At 74.5% G+C, this 23,465-nt stretch carries 19 protein-coding genes; 3 read left to right on the top strand and 16 right to left on the bottom strand.

Features of this window, described 5'->3' with window-relative positions; all coding sequences use genetic code 11:
- Positions 1-244 (top strand): hypothetical protein (locus ABD160_RS05325; protein ID WP_344018874.1); only part of this gene is annotated, 244 nt, incomplete at its 5' end.
- A 31-nt stretch (positions 245-275) separates the two neighbouring features.
- Here ABD160_RS05325 and dnaE read toward each other — a convergent pair.
- Positions 276-3,836: a DNA polymerase III subunit alpha gene (gene dnaE, locus ABD160_RS05320; protein ID WP_344018872.1), complete on the bottom strand. Its 3,561-nt coding sequence runs from the start codon at positions 3,834-3,836 to the stop codon at positions 276-278.
- 935 nt (positions 3,837-4,771) lie between these two features.
- Here dnaE and ABD160_RS05315 point away from each other — a divergent pair.
- On the top strand, positions 4,772-5,428 hold the full coding sequence (locus ABD160_RS05315; protein WP_344018870.1) for an HAD-IA family hydrolase: 657 nt from the start codon (positions 4,772-4,774) through the stop codon (positions 5,426-5,428).
- Positions 5,429-5,435: 7 nt separating this feature from the next.
- Here the strand turns inward: ABD160_RS05315 and ABD160_RS05310 are convergent, their stop codons facing one another.
- The 15 genes from ABD160_RS05310 to ABD160_RS05240 form a co-directional block, all read right to left on the bottom strand.
- Complete coding sequence (locus ABD160_RS05310; RefSeq protein ID WP_344018867.1) at positions 5,436-6,164, bottom strand: hypothetical protein; 729 nt, start codon at positions 6,162-6,164, stop codon at positions 5,436-5,438.
- Entirely contained in the window at positions 6,161-7,078 is a 918-nt protein-coding gene (locus ABD160_RS05305) for an RluA family pseudouridine synthase (RefSeq protein ID WP_344018864.1), read from the bottom strand. The genes ABD160_RS05310 and ABD160_RS05305 overlap by 4 nt, the downstream gene beginning before the upstream one ends.
- Before the next feature lie 21 nt (positions 7,079-7,099).
- Positions 7,100-7,645: a signal peptidase II gene (gene lspA / locus ABD160_RS05300; RefSeq protein ID WP_344018861.1), complete on the bottom strand. Its 546-nt coding sequence runs from the start codon at positions 7,643-7,645 to the stop codon at positions 7,100-7,102.
- Between the two features lie 62 nt (positions 7,646-7,707).
- Complete coding sequence (locus ABD160_RS05295; protein WP_344018858.1) at positions 7,708-8,511, bottom strand: class I SAM-dependent methyltransferase; 804 nt, start codon at positions 8,509-8,511, stop codon at positions 7,708-7,710.
- A gap of 53 nt (positions 8,512-8,564) precedes the next feature.
- Positions 8,565-11,786 carry an isoleucine--tRNA ligase gene (ileS, locus tag ABD160_RS05290; RefSeq protein WP_344018856.1) on the bottom strand — a complete coding sequence of 1,074 codons (3,222 nt, stop codon included), beginning with the start codon at positions 11,784-11,786 and terminating at the stop codon, positions 8,565-8,567.
- 297 nt (positions 11,787-12,083) lie between these two features.
- Positions 12,084-13,700 (bottom strand): hypothetical protein, encoded by a 1,617-nt coding sequence (locus ABD160_RS05285; protein ID WP_344018854.1) that lies wholly within the window; start codon positions 13,698-13,700, stop codon positions 12,084-12,086.
- A gap of 87 nt (positions 13,701-13,787) precedes the next feature.
- Positions 13,788-14,648: a DivIVA-like cell division protein Wag31 gene (wag31, locus tag ABD160_RS05280; protein ID WP_344018852.1), complete on the bottom strand. Its 861-nt coding sequence runs from the start codon at positions 14,646-14,648 to the stop codon at positions 13,788-13,790.
- A gap of 47 nt (positions 14,649-14,695) precedes the next feature.
- Positions 14,696-14,992: a YggT family protein gene (locus ABD160_RS05275; protein ID WP_085914995.1), complete on the bottom strand. Its 297-nt coding sequence runs from the start codon at positions 14,990-14,992 to the stop codon at positions 14,696-14,698.
- 3 nt (positions 14,993-14,995) lie between these two features.
- Positions 14,996-15,754, bottom strand: a complete 759-nt coding sequence (locus ABD160_RS05270; RefSeq protein WP_344018846.1) for a cell division protein SepF — start codon at positions 15,752-15,754, stop codon at positions 14,996-14,998.
- Between the two features lie 109 nt (positions 15,755-15,863).
- Entirely contained in the window at positions 15,864-16,616 is a 753-nt protein-coding gene (locus ABD160_RS05265; RefSeq protein ID WP_344018843.1) for a YggS family pyridoxal phosphate-dependent enzyme, read from the bottom strand.
- Entirely contained in the window at positions 16,613-17,407 is a 795-nt protein-coding gene (pgeF, locus tag ABD160_RS05260) for a peptidoglycan editing factor PgeF (protein WP_344018841.1), read from the bottom strand. Before pgeF ends, ABD160_RS05265 begins: the two co-directional genes overlap by 4 nt.
- Before the next feature lie 3 nt (positions 17,408-17,410).
- A complete protein-coding gene (gene ftsZ, locus ABD160_RS05255; protein WP_344018839.1) occupies positions 17,411-18,778 on the bottom strand; it encodes a cell division protein FtsZ in 1,368 nt (455 codons plus the stop codon).
- A gap of 318 nt (positions 18,779-19,096) precedes the next feature.
- Complete coding sequence (locus ABD160_RS05250; protein WP_344018837.1) at positions 19,097-20,191, bottom strand: cell division protein FtsQ/DivIB; 1,095 nt, start codon at positions 20,189-20,191, stop codon at positions 19,097-19,099.
- Between the two features lie 46 nt (positions 20,192-20,237).
- Positions 20,238-21,608, bottom strand: a complete 1,371-nt coding sequence (murC, locus tag ABD160_RS05245) for a UDP-N-acetylmuramate--L-alanine ligase (RefSeq protein ID WP_425563585.1) — start codon at positions 21,606-21,608, stop codon at positions 20,238-20,240.
- A gap of 56 nt (positions 21,609-21,664) precedes the next feature.
- Positions 21,665-22,729 (bottom strand): UDP-N-acetylglucosamine--N-acetylmuramyl-(pentapeptide) pyrophosphoryl-undecaprenol N-acetylglucosamine transferase, encoded by a 1,065-nt coding sequence (locus ABD160_RS05240; protein ID WP_344019341.1) that lies wholly within the window; start codon positions 22,727-22,729, stop codon positions 21,665-21,667.
- Positions 22,730-22,981: 252 nt separating this feature from the next.
- Here ABD160_RS05240 and ABD160_RS05235 point away from each other — a divergent pair.
- A partial coding sequence (locus ABD160_RS05235; protein ID WP_344019365.1) for a hypothetical protein occupies positions 22,982-23,465 on the top strand: 484 nt, incomplete at its 3' end.

Genomic DNA, 23,465 nt, shown 5'->3' with positions numbered 1-23,465 from the left:
TGCGACGCGCCCACCGCACTCCGCACCACGGCACGCGCCGCACCACACCGCGCCGCGCGAAACGCCACGCCGCGCCACGCCACGCAATATGACGCGCTGCGCCACGCCGCACCGCGCCGGGCCGCGCGACGCGCAGCTGCGCCACGCCGCGGCCGCCGCGGCCCACCCCGCCAGCACCGCCCCGCACCCCGTCACCCGTCGAGATGCACCTCAGCGGGCTCTGAAGATCGACAATCCCCGCTGAGCTGCATCTCGGCGCGCCGAGGGGTGCGACGTCAGCCGAGGCAGCCCGGGCCGAGCAGGGCTTTCAGGTCGCCCATCAGGGCCGAGGTGTGGAGCACCTTCAGCGAGTCGTCCAGCTTGAGGGCGGTGACCTTCTTGCCGTAGACGAGCGACAGGTGCACCTCGGAGGTCCCCGGGTGGTGCGTCAGCACCTCCTTGAGCTTCGCGACCCGCTCGGGAGTGCACTGGTCGGTGCGCAGCGACACCCGGATCGGCAGACCGGCCTCCCCGGCCGCGGCGAGCTCGGGCACGGCGAGGTCGTTGGCGATCAGCGAGACGCGATCGTCGCGCTTGTTCACCCGCGCCTTGACCAGCACGATCGCGTCCTCCGCGACGTCCACCCCGACGACCTGGTAGGCCCGCGGGAAGAACAGCACCTCGATGCCGCCGGCGAGGTCCTCGATCTGCGCGGACGCCCAGGGCTCGCCGTTCTTGTTCACCCGGCGGTTCACGTTCGCGAGGATCCCGCCGACGGTGACCTGCGCGCCCTCGGGCACGGTGCCCTCGACGATGTCGGCGATCGAGGTGTCGGCCTTCGCGGCGAGCGCCTGCTCCAGGCCCTGCAGCGGGTGGCCGGACACGTAGAGCCCGAGCATCTCGCGCTCGACGGCCAGCTTGTGCTTGGAGTCCCACTCCTCGTCGGGGACCTTCACGTCGAAGATCCCGCCCAGCTCGTCACCGCCGTCGCCACCGGAGCCGTCCATCGACCCGAACAGGTCGAACTGGCCCATCGACGCGGCCTTCTTGGTGCTCATCACCGCGTCGATCGCGTCGGCGTGCACCAGCAGCAGGCCCTTGCGGGAGTGCCCGAGCGAGTCGAACGCGCCGGCCTTGATCAGCGACTCGACGACCTTCTTGTTGCAGACGACCGCGTCGACCTTGCGGAGGAAGTCGGAGAAGTCGACGAAGTTCCCCTTCTCCCGGCGTGCCGCGACGATCGCGTCGACCACGTTGTGCCCGACGTTGCGGATGCCGCCCAGGCCGAACCGGATGTCGTTGCCGACCGGGGCGAAGTTGCGCACCGAGTCGTTGACGTCCGGCGGGAGGACGGTGATGCCCATCCGCCGGCACTCGGCCAGGTAGACGGCGGCCTTGTCCTTGTCGTCGCGGACCGAGGTGAGCACCGCGGCCATGTACTCGGCCGGGTAGTTCGCCTTGAGATACGCCGTCCAGTACGAGACCACGCCGTACGCGGCGGAGTGCGCGCGGTTGAACGCGTAGTCGGAGAACGGGAGCAGGATGTCCCAGAGCGTCTTGACGGCGTTCTCGGAGTAGCCGTTCTCCTTCATCCCGCCGGCGAAGGTGACGTACTCCTTGTCCAGGATCTCCTTCTTCTTCTTGCCCATCGCCCGGCGGAGCAGATCCGCCTGACCCAGCGAGTACCCGGCGAGCACCTGGGCGATGGACATGACCTGTTCCTGGTAGACGATCAGGCCGAACGTCTCGCCGAGGACCTCCTTGAGCGGCTCCGCCAGCTCCGGGTGGATCGGCGTGACCTCCTGCCGCCCGTTCTTGCGGTCGGCGTAGTCGTTGTGCGCGTTCGCGCCCATCGGGCCGGGGCGGTACAGCGCGCCGACCGCGGAGATGTGCTCGAACTCGCTGGGCGCCATCCGGCGCAGCAGGTCCCGCATGGGGCCGCCGTCCAGCTGGAAGACGCCGAGCGTGTCGCCGCGGGAGAGCAGCTCGTAGGTCTTCGGGTCGTCGAGCTCGAGATGGTCGAGATCGACCGCGGGCTTGCCGTTGAGCTCGATGTTCTCCAGGGCGTCGTCGAGGATCGTGAGGTTGCGCAGCCCCAGGAAGTCCATCTTGAGGAGACCGATGGTCTCGCAGACGCCCATGTCGAACTGGGTGATGATGGCGCCGTCGGACTCCCGGCGCTGGATCGGGATGACGTCGATCAGCGGCGTCGACGACATGATGACGCCGGCCGCGTGCACGCCCCACTGGCGCTTCAGGCCCTCCAGGCCCCGCGCGGTGTCGATGATCTCCTTGACCTGCGGGTCCGCCTCGTACAGCGCACGGACCTCGGTGGCCTCGGAGTAGCGCTTGTGCGACGGGTCGAAGATCCCGGACAGCGGGATGTCCTTGCCCATGACGGCGGGCGGCATCGCCTTGGAGATCCGGTCGGCGACCGAGTAGCCGGGCTGGCCGAACAGCACCCGCGCCGAGTCCTTGATCGCGGCCTTCGCCTTGATCGTGGAGTAGGTGATGATCTGGGCGATCCGGTCCTCGCCGTACTTCTCGGTGGTGTACCGGATCATCTCGCCGCGCCGGCGCTCGTCGAAGTCCATGTCGATGTCGGGCATGGAGACGCGGTCCGGGTTCAGGAACCGCTCGAAGATCAGCTTGTGCCGGATCGGGTCGAGATCGGTGATCCCGAGGACGTAGGCGACCAGCGACCCGGCGGCCGAGCCGCGGCCGGGGCCGCAGCGGATGCCGACCGACTTGGCGTGCTGGATGAGGTCCGCGGTCACCAGGAAGTAGCCGGGGTAGCCCATCTTGATGATGACGCCGACCTCGTAGTTGGCCTGCTGCCGGTACCGCTCGGTGACGCCGTTCGGGAACCGCATGTGCAGCCCCCGCTCGACCTCCTTGATCAGCCAGGACTCCTCGGTCTCCCCCTCGGGCACCGGGGCCTTGGGCTGCAGGTCCTGCCCCGTGGTGAAGTCGATGTTGCAGCGCTCGGCGACGAGCAGCGTGTTGTCGCAGGCCTCCGGGTGGATCGGGTCCCACAGCGCGCGCATCTCGTGCGCGGGCTTGAGGTAGAAGTCCTGCGCGTCGAACTTGAAGCGGTTCGGGTCGGCGAGGGTCTTCCCGGTCTGGACGCACAGCAGCACCTCGTGCGCCTTCGTGTCGTCCGGGTAGGTGTAGTGCAGGTCGTTGGTGGCCAGCCCGGGCAGGTCGAGCTTGTCCTTGAGCCGGAACAGGTCCTCCTGGACCCGCTTCTCGATCTCGATGCCGTGGTCCATCAGCTCCAGGAAGAAGTTGTCCTTCCCGAAGATGTCCCGGTAGTCGCTCGCCGCCTGGCAGGCGCCGTCGAAGTCGTTCTGCTGGAGCAGCCGGGCGACCTCGCCGGACGGGCAGCCGGTGGTCGCGATGAGCCCCTTGCCGTACTGCTCGAGGAGCTCACGGTCCATACGCGGCTTGTAGTAGTACCCCTCGAGGCTGGCCAGCGACGAGAGCCGGAAGAGGTTGTGCATCCCCTCCGTGTTCTCGGCGAGCAGCGTCATGTGGGTGTACATGAGGTCGGGGTTGTTGTCGGCGGCCGCCGGGTTGCTCCCGCCCAGCGCCGTGCGCTTGCGCTCGTGCCGGGAGCCGGGCGCGAGGTAGCCCTCCATGCCGATGATCGGCTTGATGTCGTGCGCCTTGGCCTTGCGCCAGAACTCGAAGGCGCCGTAGACGTTGCCGTGGTCGGTCATCGCGATCGCCGGCATCTCGTACTTGGCGGCCTCGGAGAACAGGTCGTCGAGCCGGGCGGCGCCGTCGAGCATCGAGAACTCGGTGTGGGTGTGCAGATGGACGAAGGAGCCCGTTCCGGATGTGCCGCCGGCCATGTGTCTTCCGCGCTCCTCTCCCGCGCCCTGGGGTGACGCGGTGCTCCCCGTGCCGCACGCTGCGCACCTGCCGGGGCGCACCGTGCCGTGACCACTCACCCACCGGTCCCGACGGCCGGCGGCGCGCCGGACGACGCCCTGTCGCGGCTCCTGGCGGGGGCCACGAGGGTGCCGGTGGGACTCCTGCGCGGGGCCCGGACCGACCGGATCGGTGAGGGTCTCAGACTAGCCGCGGGGTCCGACAGTTCCGGCGACCGCGGGGGTCCCCGGCGGCCCCCGGCGCATCGGTCCAGCTCACCGGCACCGACGCCCCACCGACGGCGTGTCGGGCCGCGGTCGCGCCGGCCCCGCACCCCGGGTGCGACCGCGCACCCGTTCCGACGGGTGCGGGATCCGCGCCGGGGTGCGACACCACGGCACCCGCCCCACGCCGCACCCCTGGAACCTCCCCGCACCCTCTGCAACGGGTGCGGGGACGACGCAGAGGTGCGACAACGACGCCGGGGTGCGACACCACCCCACCGCCCGACACCGCACCCCGAGCACCGCCCCGCACCCCGTCCACCAGGTGCGAGAACGACGCGAGGGTGCGACAACGACGCCGGGGTGCGACGGCACGCCACCGCCCGGACACCGCACCCCGGGCACCGCCCCGCACCCTCTCCAACAGGTGCGGGAACGACGCCGGGGTGCGAGAACGACGCAGGGGTGCGGCACGACCGGCGCCCTCCGCGCCGAGCAACCGGCCGACCCGTGCACGCCGAGCCTCCGGGCCGCCGAGCAGCCCGACCGCTGAGCATCCGACAGCCGAGCCCCAGGGCCGCTGAGCACCAGACCACCGAGCCGCCCGAGCACCCGGGGGCACCCGGAGGCGGCCGGCCCCGCCCGCTCGACGGGCCCGCCCACCCGCTCCGGGGGGTTACGCTCCCCCGACGATGGATCATCACACGGCACGCGGCCGGGAACCCAGGTCCGACAGCCCACCCGACCACGAGCGCCGGACGGTGGTGTTCGATCTCGGCGAGGTGCTGGTCCCCTCGCAGGGTCTGGAGCGGCGGCTGGCCGCCGAGCTCGGCGTCCCCGAGCCGGAGCTGCGGGTGGCCTACCGGGCGCACCGGCGCCGGCACGACCTGGGTGATCCGCCGCACCGCTACTGGTCGGCGGTGTTCGCCGATCTCGGCCTGCCGCCGGATCCGGACCGGATGGACGCCGCCGAGCGGCTCGACGTGACGTTCTGGTCGGCGCTGCCGCCGACCTCGTCGATGCTGCTGGCCGATCTCGCGCGGGCGAAGGTGCGCCTGGCGGTGCTGTCCAACGCCCCCCGCGGGCTGGCCGCCGCGGTCCGGGCCGCGGCCTGGAGCGGCCCGTTCGACCGCATGCTGTTCTCCGCCGACGTCGGGCTGGTCAAGCCGTCGCAGGACGTCTACCGGCGGGCCGACGTCGAGTTCCGCACGGTCCCCGAGCAGGTCGTGTTCTTCGACGACCGGGTGGACAACGTCCGGGCGGCGGTCGCGCACGGCTGGGACGCGCACCTGTGGCGCGGCGCCGCCGCGGCGGTCCGCCTGCTGCGCGACCGCGGCGTGCTCGGCTGATCCGGGCTCACCCGGCGGGCACCGGGCCGTCGTCGGGCGGCGGGGTCGCCGCCGTCGTCTGCTCGGGCAGCAGCGGGGACAGCGCCAGCTGTGCCGCGCTGGAGCGCTGCGGCGCCGCGTGCACCGCGCGCACCCCGGCGGTGCCGGCGAGCGCCTCCAGCGCGTCCCGGTCGGCGGTGACCACGAGCCCGATCACGCAGGCGCAGTCCGGCGCGGCCAGCATCCGCTGCTCGGCGGCGGCGATCGCGGCCCGCCGGGCGAGCAGCGCGCCGGTCTCCGGATCGGCCGCCGGATCGCGCGCCCGCTCGGCCCGGTCGCGGTCGGCCTCGGCGCGGAACGCCGCCTGCTCCCGGGCGACGCCGAGCGCCGCCGCGGGGTCACCGGTCCCGGTCACGTGCTCGAACCGCAGCGCCGTCTGCACCCGCTCCAGCGGCACCCGGAACACGACGGTCGAGACCGGCGACGTCCCGGCGAGCGCCGCCGCGGCCGGCACGTCCAGCGGGCGGTCGAGCTGGACCAGCGCCGGCACCGGCATCCCCTCGGGGGGCAGCTGCCCGGGCAGCGACGCGAGGTACTCCCCGACGTCCTGGCCGGGTTCGGGGCCGAGCCGGATCGAGCCGGTCGAGGTGCCCGCCGGGACGGGCGGGCCGGATCCGGCCACCCACAGCGTGCCGAGCAGCACCACGCCCATCAGCGCGACGACCACCCACAGGCCGCGCGTGCTCAGCCCGGTCACGGGTCCCGCAGTGCCTCGAGCGCCGCGGCCAGGTCGTCCGGGTAGGGGCTGGTGAACTCGACGTGGCGGCCGTCCGCCGGATGCTCGAAGCCGAGCGTCCTGGCGTGCAGCCACTGCCGGCTCAGCCCGACCCGCTTGGCCAGCGTCGGGTCCGCACCGTAGGTGAGGTCGCCGACGCAGGGATGGCGGAGCGCGGAGAAGTGCACCCGGATCTGGTGCGTGCGCCCGGTCTCCAGGTGCACGTCGAGCAGGCTGGCCGAGCGGAACGCCTCGATCGTGTCGTAGTGGGTGATGCTCGGCTTGCCGCTCTGCATGACGGCGAACCGGTAGTCGTGCCGCGGGTGCCGGTCGATCGGCGCGTCGATGGTGCCCGACGACGGATCGGGATGTCCCTGGACGACGGCGTGGTAGCGCTTGTCGACGGTGCGCTCCTTGAACGCCCGCTTCAGCGCCGTGTACGCGTGCTCGGAGGTCGCGACCACCATGACGCCGGTGGTGCCGACGTCGAGCCGGTGCACGATCCCCTGCCGCTCGGCGGCGCCGGAGGTGGACAGCCGGAACCCGAGCGCCGCGAGGCCGCTGGTGACGGTCGGCCCGGTCCAGCCCGGCGACGGGTGCGCGGCGACGCCGACCGGCTTGTCGACGACGACGATGTCGTCGTCCGAGTGCAGCACGGTCAGCCCGGCGACGACCTCGGCCGGGCCGGCGATGACCGGCTCGGCGGTCTCGACGTCGGGCAGCTCGATCTCCAGCCACGCCCCGCCGAGCAGCCGATCTGACTTGCCGGCGACGCTGCCGTCGACCTGGATCCGGCCGGACTCGGCCAGCCCGGCGACGACCGTGCGGGACAGGCCGAGCAGCCGGGAGAGGCCGGAGTCGATGCGCATGCCGTCGAGGCCGTCGGGGACGGGCATGCTCCGCTGGTCACCCACGGCTCAGCCACCCACCCGTCCGTCGATCTCCACCCCGCGCAGCGCCATCAGCACCAGCAGGATCCCGCCGCAGACGATGCCGGAGTCGGCGATGTTGAACACCGGGAAGACGCTGCCGTCCGGCGCGAACACGGCGAACATGTCGACGACGTGCCCGCGCATCGGGCCGGGCGAGCGGAAGAACCGGTCGACCAGGTTGCCCAGCGCGCCGCCCAGGACCAGCCCGAGCCCGATCGCCCAGCCGATGGAGACCAGCCTGCGGGCGATCCGGATGATCACCCCGACGACGACGACGGCGACGATCGTCAGCACCCAGGTGTACCCGGTGGCCATCGACCAGGCGGCGCCCGGGTTGCGCAGCAGCGTCAGGTAGAAGAAGCCGTCGATCACGGTGACCGGGTCGCGGTCCTCCAGCGTCGCGACGGCGGCGATCTTGGTGGCCAGGTCGAGGGCGAGCACCACGCCGGCGATCCCGGCCAGCAGGAACACCCCGCGCCGCCGTAGCGCGGGATCGACGGGTGCCTCGCCGGCGGCGGGATCGGAACTCACCCCCCGAGTATGACGAGCGCCGGCGGCGCGCGTTCCGGCGGTCCGGTCCGGCGGTCGCCGGCTCAGGGCGACCAGACGATCGTGACGGCGTCGGTGCGCCGCGGCGGCACGGTCGCCAGCGCGGACTCGACCTCCGCGAGCCGGGACGCGGGCAGGCACAACCGGCGGGCCACCCAGCCCGCGTCGTGCGGGAGCCGCCGGTCCCGGGTCCAGTTCCGCACCTCCGGCTCGACGCCGAGCTCCTCGCGCAGCACCGCGACGGCGTCGTCGGCGGTGGCGCTCGGCGGGCGGTCCAGGTCGTGGAAGTGCCGCCACAGCGGGTCCAGCCAGGCCATCGGGTGCTCGGGCAGCATCTCGACCACCACGCCGCCCGCCGGGCCGCGGGCGGCGGCGTGCAGGGCGGCGAGGAACGGCGGGAGATCGACGACGTTGTGCAGCACGTGATGGCAGACGACGACGTCGTGCCGGTCGGCGTCGGCGGCGACGTCCGGCCAGGCGCCCTGCACGGTGCCGTAGGGGATCCCGCGCTCGTGGGCCGCCGCGGCGAACACGGCGAGCATGTCGGCCTGCCGGTCGACGCCGACCACCCGCGCCACCGGCGACGGATCGGGCCGGGCGACGGCGAACGCGGCGTCACCGCCGCCGCAGCCGACGTCGAGCACCGACGCGCCGGCGCAGCTCCAGGCCGCGGCACGTTCGGCGAGCGCCCGGGCCGCGGCCCGGGACGGGGTGTCGGCGGGCTCGGCGGGCGGTGCGAAGTCGGCCGCGCGGTGCGTCCACGGATCGGCGGGGGCGGCGCGCCGGATGTGCTCCGGGATCCCCCGTCCGGACTGGAGTTCCCGCCACCGATCCGCTGCCGCGCCCACCCGGCGAGCCTACGGGGGCGGCGGTCCGGGTGACCGGCCCGGCGCCCCGGGGTTCAGGCGCGCTCGACCCGCGCGCGCAGCTCGACGGCGGTCCCGTCCGGGCCGACCACCTGACCGGCCGAGGCCCCGTCGGCAACCGGTCCGTAGGACACCGCGGTCGCCAGCACCTCCCCGCCGACGAACGACTCGTGCGTGCGGACCGCGTCCAGCACCGCGTCCGGCCCGTCCAGGGTCAGCGCGATCCGGTCGGCCACCGCCAGCCCGGCGTCCCGGCGGGCCTGCTGCACGACCCGGACGACGTCGCGCGCGGTGCCCTCGGCCGCCAGCTCGGGGGTGACGGTCGTGTCGAGCACGACCAGCCCGCTGTTCCCCGGCAGCGCGACGGTGTGCGCCGGGTCGGCGGCGACCAGCCGCTCGGTGAACTCGCCGTCCTGCAGGGTGATCCCGGCGGCGACGACGGTGTCCTGGCCGCCGTCGGTCTCCCGGCTCCACTCCCCCGCCTTCACCGCGCGGATGCACTTCTGCACGTCGGCGCCCAGCCGCGGGCCGGCGACCCGGGCGTTCACCGCGATCTCGAAGCGTCCGTGCTCCGCGACGTCCTCGGTGAGCTCGACCGTGCGGACGTTCACCTCGTCGCGCAGCAGGGCGGTGAACGGCTCCAGGTCCGCGGCGTCGGCGGCGGCGACGGTGAGCCCGGGCAGCGGCTGGCGCACCCGGACCTTCGCCGACTTGCGCAGCGACAGCGCCGCCGACGCGACCTGCCGGATCCGGTCCATCCCGGCGACCAGCTCGGCGTCGTGCGGCAGCCCGGCCCCCGCCGCGGCCGTCCCGGGCAGCGCCGGGTCGGACCCGCCCGGCCAGTCGGCGAGGTGCACCGAGCGGCCGCCGGTGAGGCCGCGCCAGATCGCCTCCGCGGTCAGCGGCAGCAGCGGCGCCGCGACCCGGCAGGTCACCTCCAGCACGGTGTGCAGGGTGTCGACGGCGTCCCGCCGGACGGCCTCGGCGTCGGCCGATCCGGTCGCCCAGAACCGCTCCCGGGAGCGCCGGACGTACCAGTTGGTCAGCGTCTCGGCGTGCTCCCGGATCCGCTCGCAGGCGCCCGCGATGTCGTAGGCGTCCATCGCCGCGGTGACGCCGTCGACCAGGTCCGCGGTCTTGGCCAGCACGTACCGGTCGAGCACGTGCGGGCTGTCGGTGCGGAACGTCCCGCGCTGCCCGCCGGCGTAGAGCGACAGGAAGTACCAGCTGTTCCACAGCGGCAGGATCGCCTGCCGGACGCCCTCCCGGATGCCCTGCTCGGTGACGATCAGGTTCCCGCCGCGCAGGATCGGCGACGCCATGAGGAACCACCGCATGGCGTCCGAGCCGTCCCGGTCGAAGACCTCGTTGACGTCCGGGTAGTTCTTGCGCGACTTGGACATCTTCGCGCCGTCGTCGCCGAGCACGATGCCGTGCGCCGAGCAGTTGCGGAACGCGGGCCGGTCGAACAGGGCGGTGGCGAGCACGTGCAGCGTGTAGAACCAGCCGCGGGTCTGGCCGTTGTACTCGACGATGAAGTCGCCCGGGTAGTGGTGCTCGAACCAGTCGGCGTTCTCGAACGGGTAGTGCACCTGGGCGAACGGCATCGAGCCGGACTCGAACCAGCAGTCCAGCACCTCCGGGACCCGGCGCATGGTGCTCGCGCCCGTCGGGTCGTCCGGGTTGGGCCGGGTGAGCTCGTCGACGTACGGGCGGTGCAGGTCGGTCGGGCGCACGCCGAAGTCGCGCTCCAGCTCGTCGAGCGAGCCGTAGACGTCGGTCCGCGGGTAGCGCGGGTCGTCGGACTGCCACACCGGGATCGGGCTGCCCCAGTACCGGTTGCGGGAGATGCCCCAGTCGCGGGCGCCCTCCAGCCACTTCCCGAACTGGCCGTCGCGCACGTGCGCCGGCGTCCAGTCGATCTGCTGGTTGAGCTCGACCATCCGGTCCCGGAACCGGGTGACCCGGACGAACCAGGAGTCGACGGCGCGCTGGATCAGCGCGTTGCCGCAGCGCCAGCAGTGCGGGTACGGGTGGTCGTAGGTCTCGTGCCGCAGCAGCACGCCGCTGACGTGCTCGGACGTGCGCTCCTTCAGGTCCCGGATGATCTGCGGGTTCGCGTCGAACACCTGCATGCCGGCGTACGGCGGGACCTCGGTGGTGAACTCGCCGCGGGAGTCGACCGGGTTGACGACCTCGATGCCGGCCGCGTCGGTGACCTCCTTGTCCTCCTCACCGAAGGCGGGGGCGATGTGCACGAGCCCGGTGCCGTCCTCGGTGGTGACGTAGTCGGCGGCCAGCACCCGGTGCGCGTTCTCCCGGCCGGTGAAGAAGTCGAACGGCGGGGTGTAGGCGGCGCCGAGGATGTCGGAGCCCTTCAGCACGGTGAGGACGTGCGGGTCCTCGCCCAGCTCGCGGGCGTAGGCGGCGACGCGGGCCTGCGCGAGCACCCAGCGCTCCCCGTTCGCCTGCACGACCGCGTAGTCGACGTCCGGGTGCACCGCGACGGCCAGGTTCGACGGCAGCGTCCACGGGGTGGTCGTCCAGACCAGGGCGAGCGCGCCGTCGAGGTCCGCGCAGCCGGAGTCGGACAGCCGCAGCCCGACGGTGACGGCCGGGTCCTGCCGGTCGAGGTAGACGTCGTCCATCTTGGTCTCGGTGGCGCTCAGCGGCGTCTCGCAGCGCCAGCAGTACCAGAGCACCCGGAAGCCCGAGTAGACCAGGCCCTTGTCCCACAACGACTTGAACGCCCACATGACGGACTCCATGTAGTCCAGGTCGAGCGTCTTGTAGTCGTTGTCGAAGTCGACCCAGCGGGCCTGGCGGGTGACGTAGTCGCGCCATTCGCCGGTGTAGCGGAGCACCGAGGTGCGGCACGCCTCGTTGAAGGCGGCGACGCCCATCTCCTCGATCTCGGACTTGTGCTTGATGCCGAGCTGGTTCTCGGTCTCGACCTCGGCGGGCAGGCCGTGGGTGTCCCAGCCGAAGCGGCGCTCGACCCGGTTGCCGCGCATGGTGCGGTAGCGCGGGACGACGTCCTTGACGTAGCCGGTGAGCAGGTGGCCGTAGTGCGGCAGGCCGTTGGCGAACGGCGGGCCGTCGTAGAAGACGTACTCGCACGAGCCGTTCTCCCCGGCCGGGCGCTGCTCGACGGACGCGCGGAAGGTGTCGTCGGCCTCCCAGGACGCCAGGACGTCGCGCTCCAGCGCGGGGAACGTGGGATGTGCGGGAACCTCGGGGTATCCGGTGTCGCTCATGGCGCTCCTCGTGCGAATGTCGGTTCGCACGGGGACGACGACGGCCGTGGAGGCCGTGCCGCGGTACCACCCCGCTTGCGCACCCTGGCTCGCGTGCGCCTCTCGTTCGACGGCGATGACGGGCCGCACCCGTCCGGTTCTACTCCGGCCCGCGCAGGGCGGGCCGTTTCTTCCGGAGGCTCCCCGGTGATGGCCGGATCGGTGCCTGTGGAACCAGGGTAGCGCGGGCGGGCACCCGGTTATTCCACAGCCCGGCGAAGCGGGCTCATTCACACAGCCCGGCGAAGCGGGGGCCGGCTAGCGGACCTGGGCCGGGTGCCGCTCGCCGAGCGAGCGGTTCGGCGAGCACCAGCCGCACGGGGTGAACCCGAGCTCGACGGCCTCGCTGACCGGGAGCGGGATCACCGGCCTGCCGGGCAGCGCCCGGCAGGTCTGCACGTGGTAGCGCGGGTGCTCGTCGATCACCAGCACCTCGTCCGGCAGCCGGGCCACCAGGCCCGCCAGGGTCGGGTCGCGCGGCTCCTCGGGGGCCTCGCCGGCGATCGGCTGCGGCTCCGACGCGGCGCCCGCGTCGGACGGCGGCCGCCCGGCATCGGCCCCGGCGGCTCCGTTCTCGACGCCGCCGGCGCGCATGTCGGCCCCACCGGAGCGGGCATCGGACCCGCCGGCCCTCGAGTCGGCCGCGGCGGCTCCGCTGTCGGCACCAGCCGCGCCGGCTGCGCCGGCAACACCGGCAGCGCCTGCGGCCAGGCCCGCGCCGCCCGCGGCCTGCGCCGCGGTGGTGCGGTCGGCGGATCCCGCCGGTGTCGTGCCGCCGAGCGGCACCGCGGTGGTCGCGGACTCCACCGATCCTGCGGCGGCAGTCCGGTCCGGCGTGCCGCCCGGCCCACCGGCAGTGCCGGGAGCCGATCCGGCAGTGCCGGAACCCGGTCCGCCGGCTCCGGAAGCCGGTCCGCCGGCGCCGGGAGCCGATCCGGTGACCCCGGTGGCCGTGGTCCGGCCGGCGTCACCGGCACCCGGCGCGCCCGCCGGGGCCGAACCGGAGCCGAAGCCCGGGTCGTCGGCTCCGCCGCCGGCGGCGGAGCCGGTTCCGGCGGCCGTCGTCGTGTCGCGCCGGCTCACCCCAGCGGAGCCGGCCGGCGACCGGTCGGAGCCGTGCGGCGGGACCGCATCCCGGGGATCGGCCTGCGCCGCCCCCGTGGTGCCGGGCGCCCGGGCGTCCCCGGGCGGGCCGTCGGGACGTGCCGGGTCGCCGCCACGACCCGTGTCGTCCCGATCGGCCGGCCCGGAGCCGTCCTGGGTGTTCGGGGCCTTCGAGACATCCCGGGCATCCGGAGCGGCCGGAGCGTCCGGCGTCGTCGGCACCCGGGCCGCGGTCGTCGCCGCGGCCGCGGACTCGTCCGGCGACCCGGCCGGGTGTCCGCCGGACGACGTGTCGCCGTCCGCAGCCGCCCCATTCGTCACCGAGCGTGGCGAAGAACCACCCGATCGGGAAACGGCGGGCGGTCCCTCCTCAGAGCCGGACGGCCGGATCACCGGGATCTGGATGGTCGCATCCGACGCGTTGGCCGCGTCCGGAACTCCACCCGCGGCCCCCGGCAGGCCGGTACCGGCCCGGCCGGGGCCACCCGTCTCCGGCCGGACGACCGGCAGGATCTGGGTGGCGGGTTCCATGTCCGGGCCCTGGTGCCGGGGCGGACCGGGCCGCTCCGGGGCCGGTCCGGCATCGGCGCTCTCCGACCGGTCCCCGGCCCGCACGGCGGACCGGGTCTGCCACCAGTCGTAGAGCAGCACCAGACCGGCGATCAGGCAGACCCCGACCGACGTCCAGAACAGCGCCACGACCTGCAGGAACCATCCGGCAAGCCAGAGCGCCAGCGCGATCGCTACCAGCACCAGCACCAGCATCAACATCGGCGAACTCCGTCGGTCGGCAGTGGCACCCGGCCGCTACCCCATCGTCGTCGGGCATCCCGGCGCGCATTGCTCGCGCGCCGGGCGTCAGCTCCCGGTGTCGGCCCGCTGGCCGTATCCGGAGGCGGCGTAGCCACCGTTGGAACCGGAGCGGTTCGCGTTGCCGGAGTTGTCCGTCGGCGCCGCCGACCCGCGGCCCTCCAGGTCGCGCAGCTGCGACTCCAGATAGGTCTTGAGCCGGGTGCGGTACTCGCGCTCGAAGGTGCGCAGCTCGTCGATCTTCTTCTCCAGCACGGACTTGTCCCGCTGGATCGCACCCATGATCTCGTTCTGCTTGCGCTCGGCATCGCTGACCAGGCCGGACGCCTTGTCGCGCGACTGACGCTCGAGCGTCTCGGAACGGGTACGGGCGTCGTTGAGCATGGTCTCGGCGCGCGAGCGCGCGTCGTTGACCAGACCGTCGGCCTTGGTGCGGGCGTCGGAGAGGAGCTGCTCGGACTTGGTCCGCGCGTCCGACAGCATCGTGTCGGCCTCGTTCTTCGCCTCGGCCGTCAGCCGGTCGGCCATCTCCTGGGCCAGGCCCAGGACCTTGGCCGCCTGCACGTGGTGGTCCCCGCCGTCGGCGTCGGCGGATCCCCCCACTCCGGCGAGCTGGGGCGCGGGGGCTCCGCCACCACGTCCCATCGGCGACGGCGACGCCTGCAGCGCCTGCGTCTGTGCCGGGGCCTGCTGGTTGCGGGCCTCGTCCAGGTCGGCCTCGGCATCGCCGAGGCGCTGCTCGAGCTGTGCGACCTGGTCTCGGAGGTCGTCGTTCTCCCCGATCAGCCGGGCCAGTTCGGCCTCGACCAGATCGAGGAAGGCGTCGACCTCGTCCTCGTTGTACCCCCGCTTCCCGATCGGGGGTTTGCTGAACGCGACGTTGTGAACGTCGGCGGGCGTCAGCGGCATCGGATCACCTCATGCGGTCCTCGGCGGCACTCCCGGGTGACTGGGGCTCAACCCAGGAGCTGTGATCTGACGGCGCTCATCGAGATGAACACCACCAGCAACAGCACCATAATCGACAGGTCCAGTCCTACGCCTCCGATACGGACCACGGGGATCACTCTCCGCAGCAACTTGACCGGAGGGTCGGTCGCGGTGAAGACGACCTCGAGCGCCACCGCGGGGGCTCCGGCCGGTCGCCACTGACGCGCGAAGGACCGGACCATCTCGACGACGATCCGGGCCGCGAGCAGCAGCCAGAAGAAGAACAGGACGTAATAGATCAGGAAGCCGATGGCGGTGGACACGCGTCAATCCTGTCGGAAAGCTCCGCGCTCGGCGAGCCTCCGCGCGTCGTCGGCGGACACCTCGACGTCCGCCGGGGTGAGAAGGAACACCCGGTCGGTAACCTTGTCGATCGATCCGCGCAGCGCGAACGCGAGGCCGGCGGCGAAGTCCACCAGGCGTTTCGCGGCCGCGCCGTCCAGATCGGTGAGGTTCATGATGACCGGCACACCGTCCCGGTAGCGCTCGCCGATCGTGCGCGCCTCGTTGTAGCTGCGCGGGTGCAGCGTCGTGATCGAGGCCGGCGCGACGGCCGTCCGGTCGCGCTGCTCGGGCACCGCCGAGGGCGCGGGCGCCGGCGCGACGGGTGTCGGCCGCTCCTCGCGCTGGTGTTCCCGAGAGGGGCTCCGGAAAGCGTCCGGATCCATCGCGAGCGACCCGCGGACGGCCGCTCCGGCGGCCCCGCCGATCGGTGAGACCCGCCCGAGGTGATCACCGGGCTCCCGCTCACCGCGCGGATCCGGCCGCACACCGCGCGCCGGACGGGGGGTGTCCCGCGCCGTGCGGGGCCCCCAGCCGTCGTCGTAGCCCGCGGCGGGGTCGTATCGTTCGTCGTCGTAACCGTCCTGGTCGGCGAACCGACCCGCACCGGTCGCCCAGCGGTCGCCGCGACCGCTCGAGGAGTGCTCGTGGGCCGCCCGGTAGTGGGCCGGCTCGTCCACGTAGTCCATCTCGTCGGCCGGGACCATGCCGAAGTACGCCTTCAGCCGGTACATCGCGCTCATCCGCTGTCCCCTCGCAGTACTGCTCGACTCCGTACGCACTCACCTCGCGCGCGCACCCGCGTTCTGGCGACGGTCTCGCCGATGGCCTCGTACCCGCACCGACCAGCGATTACTCCGAGGTTATCCGCCGGTCCCCCACAAGGGCCGTACCGACACGCACCACTGTCGAACCGTGATCGACCGCGATCTCCAGGTCCCCGCTCATCCCGGCGGACAGGGTGCGGGCCGCCGGATGCCGCTCCCGGACCCGGCCGGCGGCGGCGGCGATCGCGGCGAACGACGCACCGGGCTCCCGGCCGAGCGGCGCGACCGCCATCAGGCCGGCGAGCTCCAGGCCGGGCAGCTCCGCGACCAGGTCGGCCAGCTCGTCGAGCCCGTCGTCGGGCACGCCGCCGCGGGCCGGATCGCCGTCCACGCTGTACTGGACGAGCACCGGCAGCGGGGCGTCCCGCTCCCCGCTCCCGCGCAGCCGGCCGACCTCGCGGTCGATCGCCCGGGCCAGCCGGGGCGAGTCGACGGACTGGATGCAGGTCACCCACGGGAGCACCGTGCGCACCTTGTTCCGCTGCAGGCCGCCGACGAAGTGCCATCGCGGCTCCGCGCCGGGCCGGGCGGCCGCGACGTCGGCGACCTTGGCCGCCAGCTCCTGGGCCCGGTTCTCGGCGAACTCGGTGAGCCCGAGGTCGATCAGGGTCGCGACGTCGGCCGGGGGCACCGTCTTGGTCACCGCGAGCAGGGAGACCTCGGCCGGATCACGGCCGGCGGACCGGCAGGCCGCCGCGAGGCGGCCGCGGACCGCGGCGAGGCGTTCGGTCAGCTCGGCGGTGCGTTCGGGGGTGTCGGGATCGGCCACGCCGATCATCGTGCCGCGCGGGCGGTGGTGCTGCGAGGGTCGCGCACGTCACGCGGGTCGAGCCAGGTGATCGCGGCCTGCCGGCCGCACCGGCCCTCCCGGCGGTGGCTGTACAGGTCGGGATCCTCGATGGTGCAGCGCGGGTCGGTGCCGACCCGGGTCACGCCGAGATCGGCGAGCCTGCGGGCCAGGCCGGCCCGCAGGTCCAGCCCGGCGGTGCCGGTCCGGGTGGTCGACGCGCTGCCGGGCAGCGCGGCCTCCACCTCGTCGCGCATCGCGGGCGGCACCTCGTAGCACCGGCCGCACACCGCGGGCCCGAGCAGCACCTCGAGCCGCTCGACGGCGGCCCCGAGCCCGGTCATCCGGTCGATCACCGCGTCGAGCACGCCGGACGCGGCACCCACCCGGCCGGCGTGTGCCGCCCCGACCACCCCGGCGACCGGGTCGCCGAGCAGCACCGGGACGCAGTCCGCGGCCAGGACCGCGATGCCGAGCAGCGGGACGTCGGTGACGACGGCGTCCACATCGGGCACGTCCGGCGCGACCCCGCCGGTGCCCGGGCGGGCCCGCGGCGCCTCCCGGAGGACGGCGACGTCGCGGCCGTGCACCTGACGCAGGAAGACCAGCCCGGTCAGGCCCAGCTCACGGACGATCCGGGCCCGGTTGGCGGTCACCGCCGCCGGGTCGTCGCCGACGCCGAGCGAGAGATTGAACCGGGAGAACGGGCCGGCCGACCGGCCGCCCGCCCTCGTCGTGGTGACCCGGCGGACGCGGACCGGCGGCGAGTCGGCCTGCGTCATCGGTCAGCGCCGCATGAACGGCGGGACGTCCACCTCGTCCTCGACCGGATCGGCCGGGCGGGCCGCCGGGGCGGAACCGTTGCCGGTGGCGGACGGCGCCGGGTGGTGCTCGGTGCCGGCCGGGGACTCCGCACGCAGGTCCGGCTGCCGCGGCGCGGGCGCGGTGGGCTGCGCGGGCGGCAGCACGCCGGTCCGCTCCGGCGACGACGGCACCGAGGCCGGCAGGTCCGGCGTGGTGGCCTGCGCGCTGCCGGCACCCGAGCCGTACCCGGTCGGGTTGTTCTGCTGCGGTGCCTGCTGCGCGGGCTGGGCCTGCGGCGCCGGCTGGGCCTGGGTCTGGGACTCGCCCGTGCCGGTCGCCGGCTCGGACGCCTTCTGGGTGCCGCGGCTGAACACGGCCGGTTCCAGCTTCTTGTGGGTCGGGGTCCCGCCCTCGAAGCCGGCCGCTATCACGGTGACCCGCACCTCGTCGCCGAGCGAGTCGTCGATCACGGTGCCGAAGATGATGTTGGCCTCGGGGTGCGCCGCCTCCTGGACCAGCGACGCCGCCTCGTGGATCTCGAACAGACCCAGGTCGGAGCCGCCCGCGATGGACAGCAGCACGCCCTGCGCGCCGTCCATCGACGCCTCGAGCAGCGGGGAGTTGATGGCCTTCTCGGCGGCCTGCACCGCCCGGCCCTCACCGCGCGCGGACCCTATTCCCATCAGCGCCGAGCCCGCGCCGGACATCACCGACTTGACGTCGGCGAAGTCCAGGTTGATCAGGCCCGGGGTGGTGATCAGGTTGGTGATCCCCTGCACGCCGGAGAGCAGCACCTCGTCGGCGGAGCGGAAGGCGTCCATCAGCGAGACGCCGACGTCGCCGAGCTGCAGCAGCCGGTCGTTCGGGATGACGATCAGGGTGTCGCACTCGTTGCGGAGCGCCTGGATGCCGTCCTCGGCCTGACCGGCGCGACGGCGGCCCTCGAAGGTGAACGGGCGGGTGACGACGCCGATCGTCAGGGCGCCGAGCTTGCGGGCGATCGAGGCGACGACCGGTGCGCCACCGGTGCCGGTGCCGCCGCCCTCGCCCGCGGTGACGAAGACCATGTCGGCCCCCTTGAGGACCTCCTCGATCTCCTCGGCGTGGTCCTCGGCGGCCTTGCCGCCGACGTCGGGGTTCGCGCCGGCGCCGAGCCCGCGGGTGAGCTCGCGGCCGATGTCGAGCTTCACGTCGGCGTCCGACATCAGGAGGGCCTGGGCGTCGGTGTTCACCGCGATGAACTCGACCCCCTTGAGGCCGACCTCGATCATGCGGTTGACGGCGTTCACGCCGCCGCCACCGATGCCGACGACCTTGATCACGGCCAGGTAGTTGTGCGGGGGCGTCATGCGCGGCACCTTCCAGTCGCTCGGGGGGTCCGGTCCAGCTCCGGGTGCCCCGGGCCTTCGGGCGAAACGCTAGGTCGCTTCCCCGGCCCGGGTCCAGCAGGCGCGCCGCGCGCCGACAACACCCCGCCCGGGTGGTTCACCGTTCCGGTCACGTGAAACGCGCTCAGTCGCCGGCCGGTGACCCTACGCCGACCCCGCCCTCGGTACGGAAGGGATCGCGCCGAGGTTGCCCCGCACGGGCCCGGCGGCCGGGGTCCGGCCGGGCGTGGCGCGAGGGCCGTTCGGGTGGCATCGCGGCACGTTCGTGCGCGGGCCGGTTCACCGGCGGACCGTGACCAGGGCCGGGCTGGACACGTCGTAGACCGAGCCCTCCCGTTCGAGCAGCGGCCCGAGCACCTCGGCCCGCTGCGCGGTGGCGGCGGTGTCCGACCACGGTCCCCACAGCACCCGCCTGCCCTCGGTCAGTCCCAGCTCGAAGGTGCTCCCGCCGGCCCCGAGGGACAGCGTCTCCACCTGGTCGCGCACCGGTTCCGGGAGGGCGCGCAGGGCGCCGACGGCGGCCAGGGTCGCCGGGTCCTCCGGGCCGACGGACGGCAGCTGCAGCCGGGGCAGCCGCAGGTCCGGCGGTGCCTCCCGGTAGACGAAGCCGGTCACGTCGACGAGCTGCAGCCCGTCCGGGGTCTCGACGAGCGCGGCCGGGGTGCGTTCGGTCACGGTCACCGACAGGGTGTCCGGCCAGATCCGGCCGACGTCGACGCTCGCGACGCCGGGGATCGCCGACACCCGCGCGGCGACGGCGCCGGTGTCAACCGCGGCGAGCGGGACACCGGTGCCGACGTCGGCGGCGGCCTCGACGTCGTGCACCGGGATCTGCCGGGTGCCGGTCACCTCGACCGCGGACACCGGCGGCCCGAAGCTGCCGAGCGCCCACCAGACCGCGGCGGAGAGCCCGATCAGCACCACCAGCACGGTGGCGGCCAGCGCGACCAGGCGCCGGCGGCGGTGCCGCGGGTCGGCGGCGCGCTCCCGCGCGGCCGTCCGTGCCGCGGTCCGTGCCGCCGTCCGTGCGGCGGTCCGTTCGCGGGCCAACCCGCCGGTGTCCCGGGGGGCGGCACGGTCAGCGGTCCCCCGGCCGGCGCGGCCCGGGTCGCGGGTCCCGGCGGCGTCCGGGGTGGCGGCGTCGTCGTCGGTCTGCACGGCGGTGGCCGGGCGCGCCGGGTCGCGCTCGCCGGCCCGGTCGGCCCGGCGCGGCCGCCCGGTCTCCCCGGTGTCCGCCGAGCCTGCGGACCGCTCGGCCGCGCGGCGTTCCCGGATCCGGCGGGCCCGCTCGGCCGCCTGCCGTTCCTGCTCCGGGGTGCGACGTGCGGTGCCGCCGGGCCCGGTGCGTGCGCCGGTCTCGTCGCTCCTGCTCATCGCGCCCCCTCGGCGGTCGTCGGTGCCGGGTGCGCCCGGCATCCGGTCATTCCCGGTCGCCCCCGGCGAGCTCGCGCAGGATCTCCGGGCCGAGCGCCGTGACGTCCCCGGCCCCCATCGTGATCACGGTGTCGCCGTCGACGGCGAGCGCGGCGACGGCCGCCGGCGTCTGCTCCCACGACGGGGCGCGGTGCACCCGCTCGGCGGGCAGCCGCACCTCGTCGGTGATCAGTGCCGGACCGACCCCGGGTTCGGGGTCCTCCCGGGCACCGTAGACGTCGAGCACCACGACCTCGTCCGCGAGCGACAGCGACTCGCCGAACTCGCGCGCGAACAGCCGGGTCCGGGAGTAGAGGTGCGGCTGGAAGGCGACGAGCACCCGGCCGCGCCTGCCGTGCACGGTCGGTGCGGACTCGCGGGCGGCGCGCAGGGTCGCCGCGACCTCGGTGGGGTGGTGGGCGTAGTCGTCGTAGACGGAGACGCCGCGGACCCGGCCCTTGAACTCGTACCGGCGCTGCACCCCGCCGAACCCGGCGAGCCCGTCGAGCAGGGTCTCCGGGTCGGCACCGGTCTCCCCCGCGGCCAGGTAGGCGCCGAGCGCGTTGAGCGCCATGTGCTCGCCGGGCACGCTCAGCCGCAGCTCCCGCTCGGCGCCGGCGTGCCGGAACAGCGACCGCGAGCCGGTGCCGTCGGGGGTGAAGTCGAGCAGCCGGGCGTCCAGCGCCCCCGGTGCGGACCGGCCGTAGCGCAGCACCCGGATCCCGGCCCGCTCGGCGGCGGCGGCGACCGTCTCGGCGCCGGGGTCGTCGGCGCAGGTGACCAGCACGGCGCCGGGCACCAGCCGGTCGAGGAACCGCTCGAACACCGCGTAGTAGGTCTGCGCGTCGCCGTGGTGGTCCAGGTGGTCCGGCTCGACGTTGGTGACGACCGCGACCGACGGTGCGAACGCGGTGAAGGAGCCGTCGCTCTCGTCGGCCTCGACGACGAACACCTCGCCGCTCCCGTGGTGCGCGCCGCTGCCGGAGATCGACAGGTCACCGCCGATCGCGAAGGACGGATCGGCGCCGGAGTGCTGCAGCGCGACGGTGACCATCGACGTCGTCGACGTCTTGCCGTGGGTCCCGGCGATCGCGATCAGCCTGCGGCCCTCGGTGAGCGCCGCGAGCGCGACCGCCCGGTGCACGACGGGCAGTCCCTGCTCGCGCGCGGCGGCGAGCTCGGGATTGGTCTCCCGGATGGCGGTGGAGACGACGACGGTCGGTGCGTCCTCGCCGTCGTGCCGCAGGTGGGCGGCGTCGTGGCCGACCTCGACCCGCGCACCGAGCGCGCGCAGCGCGGTGACGGTGCGGGACTCGCGGGCGTCGGAGCCGGACACCGCCGTCCCGCGGGCCAGCAGGATGCGGGCGATGCCGCTCATCCCGGCACCCCCGATGCCGATCAGGTGCACGTGCGTTCCGAGCGGGCTCGGGGTGTTCACCGGCGGGCCACCTCCATCACGATCCGGGCGAGCTTCTCGTCGGCCTCGCCGTGGCCGGCCGCCCTGGCCCGGCGGCCCATGGCGAGCGCCAGGTCCGGGTCGGTGAGCATCGGCATCAGCTCGTCGACGGCGCGCGCACCGTTCATCTCCTCGTCGGGCACCAGCTTGCCGCCGCCGGCCTGGACGACCGGGCGGGCGTTGAGCGCCTGTTCCCCGTTGCCGTGCGGGAGCGGGACGTACACGGCGGGCAGCCCGACCGCGGTCAGCTCGGCGACCGTCGTCATCCCGGACCGGCCGAGGACGACGTCGGCCGCAGCGTAGGCCAGGTCCATCCGCTCGATGTAGGGCGTCGGGAAGTAGCCGGGCCGCGGATCGGCCGGGGTCCCGTTGCGCCCGTAGGCGTGCAGCACCGAGATCCCGCGTTCGGTGAAGGCGGGCAGCGACTCGGCGATGGCGTCGTTGAGCGTGCGGGCGCCCTGCGAGCCGCCGAAGACCAGCAGCAGCGGGGCGTGCGGCGGCACGTTGAAGTAGGTGCGTGCCTCGGGCCGCAGCGCGGCGCGGTCGAGCGTGGTGATCGAACGGCGCAGCGGCATGCCGACGACCTGCTCGTGTGCCAGCCCGGTGCCGGGTACGGCGGTGGCGACGGCGGCGGCGAACCGGGCACCGACCTTGTTCGCCAGCCCGGCGCGCGCGTTCGCCTCGTGCACGACGATCGGCACCCGGCCGCGGGCGCCGAGGTAGGCGGGCAGCGAGACGAACCCGCCGAAGCCGACGACGACGTCGGCCTGCACCGCGTCCAGCACCTCGCGGACCCGGCGGACGGCGCCCCGGACGTTGCCGGGCAGCTTCAGCAGGTCGGCGGTGGGCTTGCGGGGCAGCGGCACCGGCGGGATCAGCTCGAGCGGGTAGCCGCGGGCCGGGATGAGCTGGGTGTCCAGTCCCTTCTCGGTGCCGAGCGCGGTGACCCGGGCGCCGGGGACGAGCCTGCGGATCGCGTCGGCGACGGCCAGCGCCGGCTCGATGTGCCCGGCGGAGCCGCCGCCGGCGACGACCACGGACAGCGCGCCGGGCGCCGGGGGCGGGAGCTGCTCACCGGCGGGACGGGTGGTGGCGGGCGGGAAGGCACGGGTGCCCTCGGGGCCGCCGGCGTTGCCCGGGTTGCCCGGGTTGCCCGGGTTGCCCGGACTTCCGGGGTTGCCGGGGTGTCCCGGGTTGCCGGGGTGCCCCGGGTTGCCGGGGTGACCGCCGCCGGGGGCCGCGGGGCCGGGGTTCCCGGGATTGCCCGGAGCCGCGGGGTTCCCCGGACCGCCGGGATGACCCGGACCGGCCGGGCTGCCCGGTGCGCCGGGGGTGCCGGGCTCGGCGAGGCCCGCGGGCTGTCCCGCCGCCGGGCGGGTGTCGGGCCGGGCCGGGAACACCGGCTGGCCCGGGCCACCGTCCGCCGGGGCCTGGCCGAGCTGGGCCGGGCGGACCGGCTGGTCCGGGAGACCGGGCGCGACGCCCTGGCCCGGGTGCTGGACGAAACGGCCCGGCTCCGGTGCACGGCCCGGGTCGGTCCGCCCGGCACCGGACGGGCCCTGCGGGTGCTGCCCGGCGCCGGACGGGCCCTGCTGGGGCTGGCCGGCACCGGACGGGCCCTGCGGCGGCTGCCCGGCGCCGGACGGGCCCTGCTGGGGCTGGCCGGCATCGGGGCGGTTCGGGGCACCGCCCGGCCGCCCGCCGAACGGCGGCTGCGCGCCGCCGGGCTGCTCGCCGCCCGGCGACGGCAGGGCACCGGGCGGCTGCGGGCGGCCGGGC

Source organism: Pseudonocardia kongjuensis, from assembly GCF_039526905.1.
Lineage (GTDB): Bacteria > Actinomycetota > Actinomycetes > Mycobacteriales > Pseudonocardiaceae > Pseudonocardia > Pseudonocardia kongjuensis.
The sequence above is the reverse complement of the archived record's forward strand: the minus strand, read 5'-3'. Positions and strand labels throughout refer to the sequence as shown.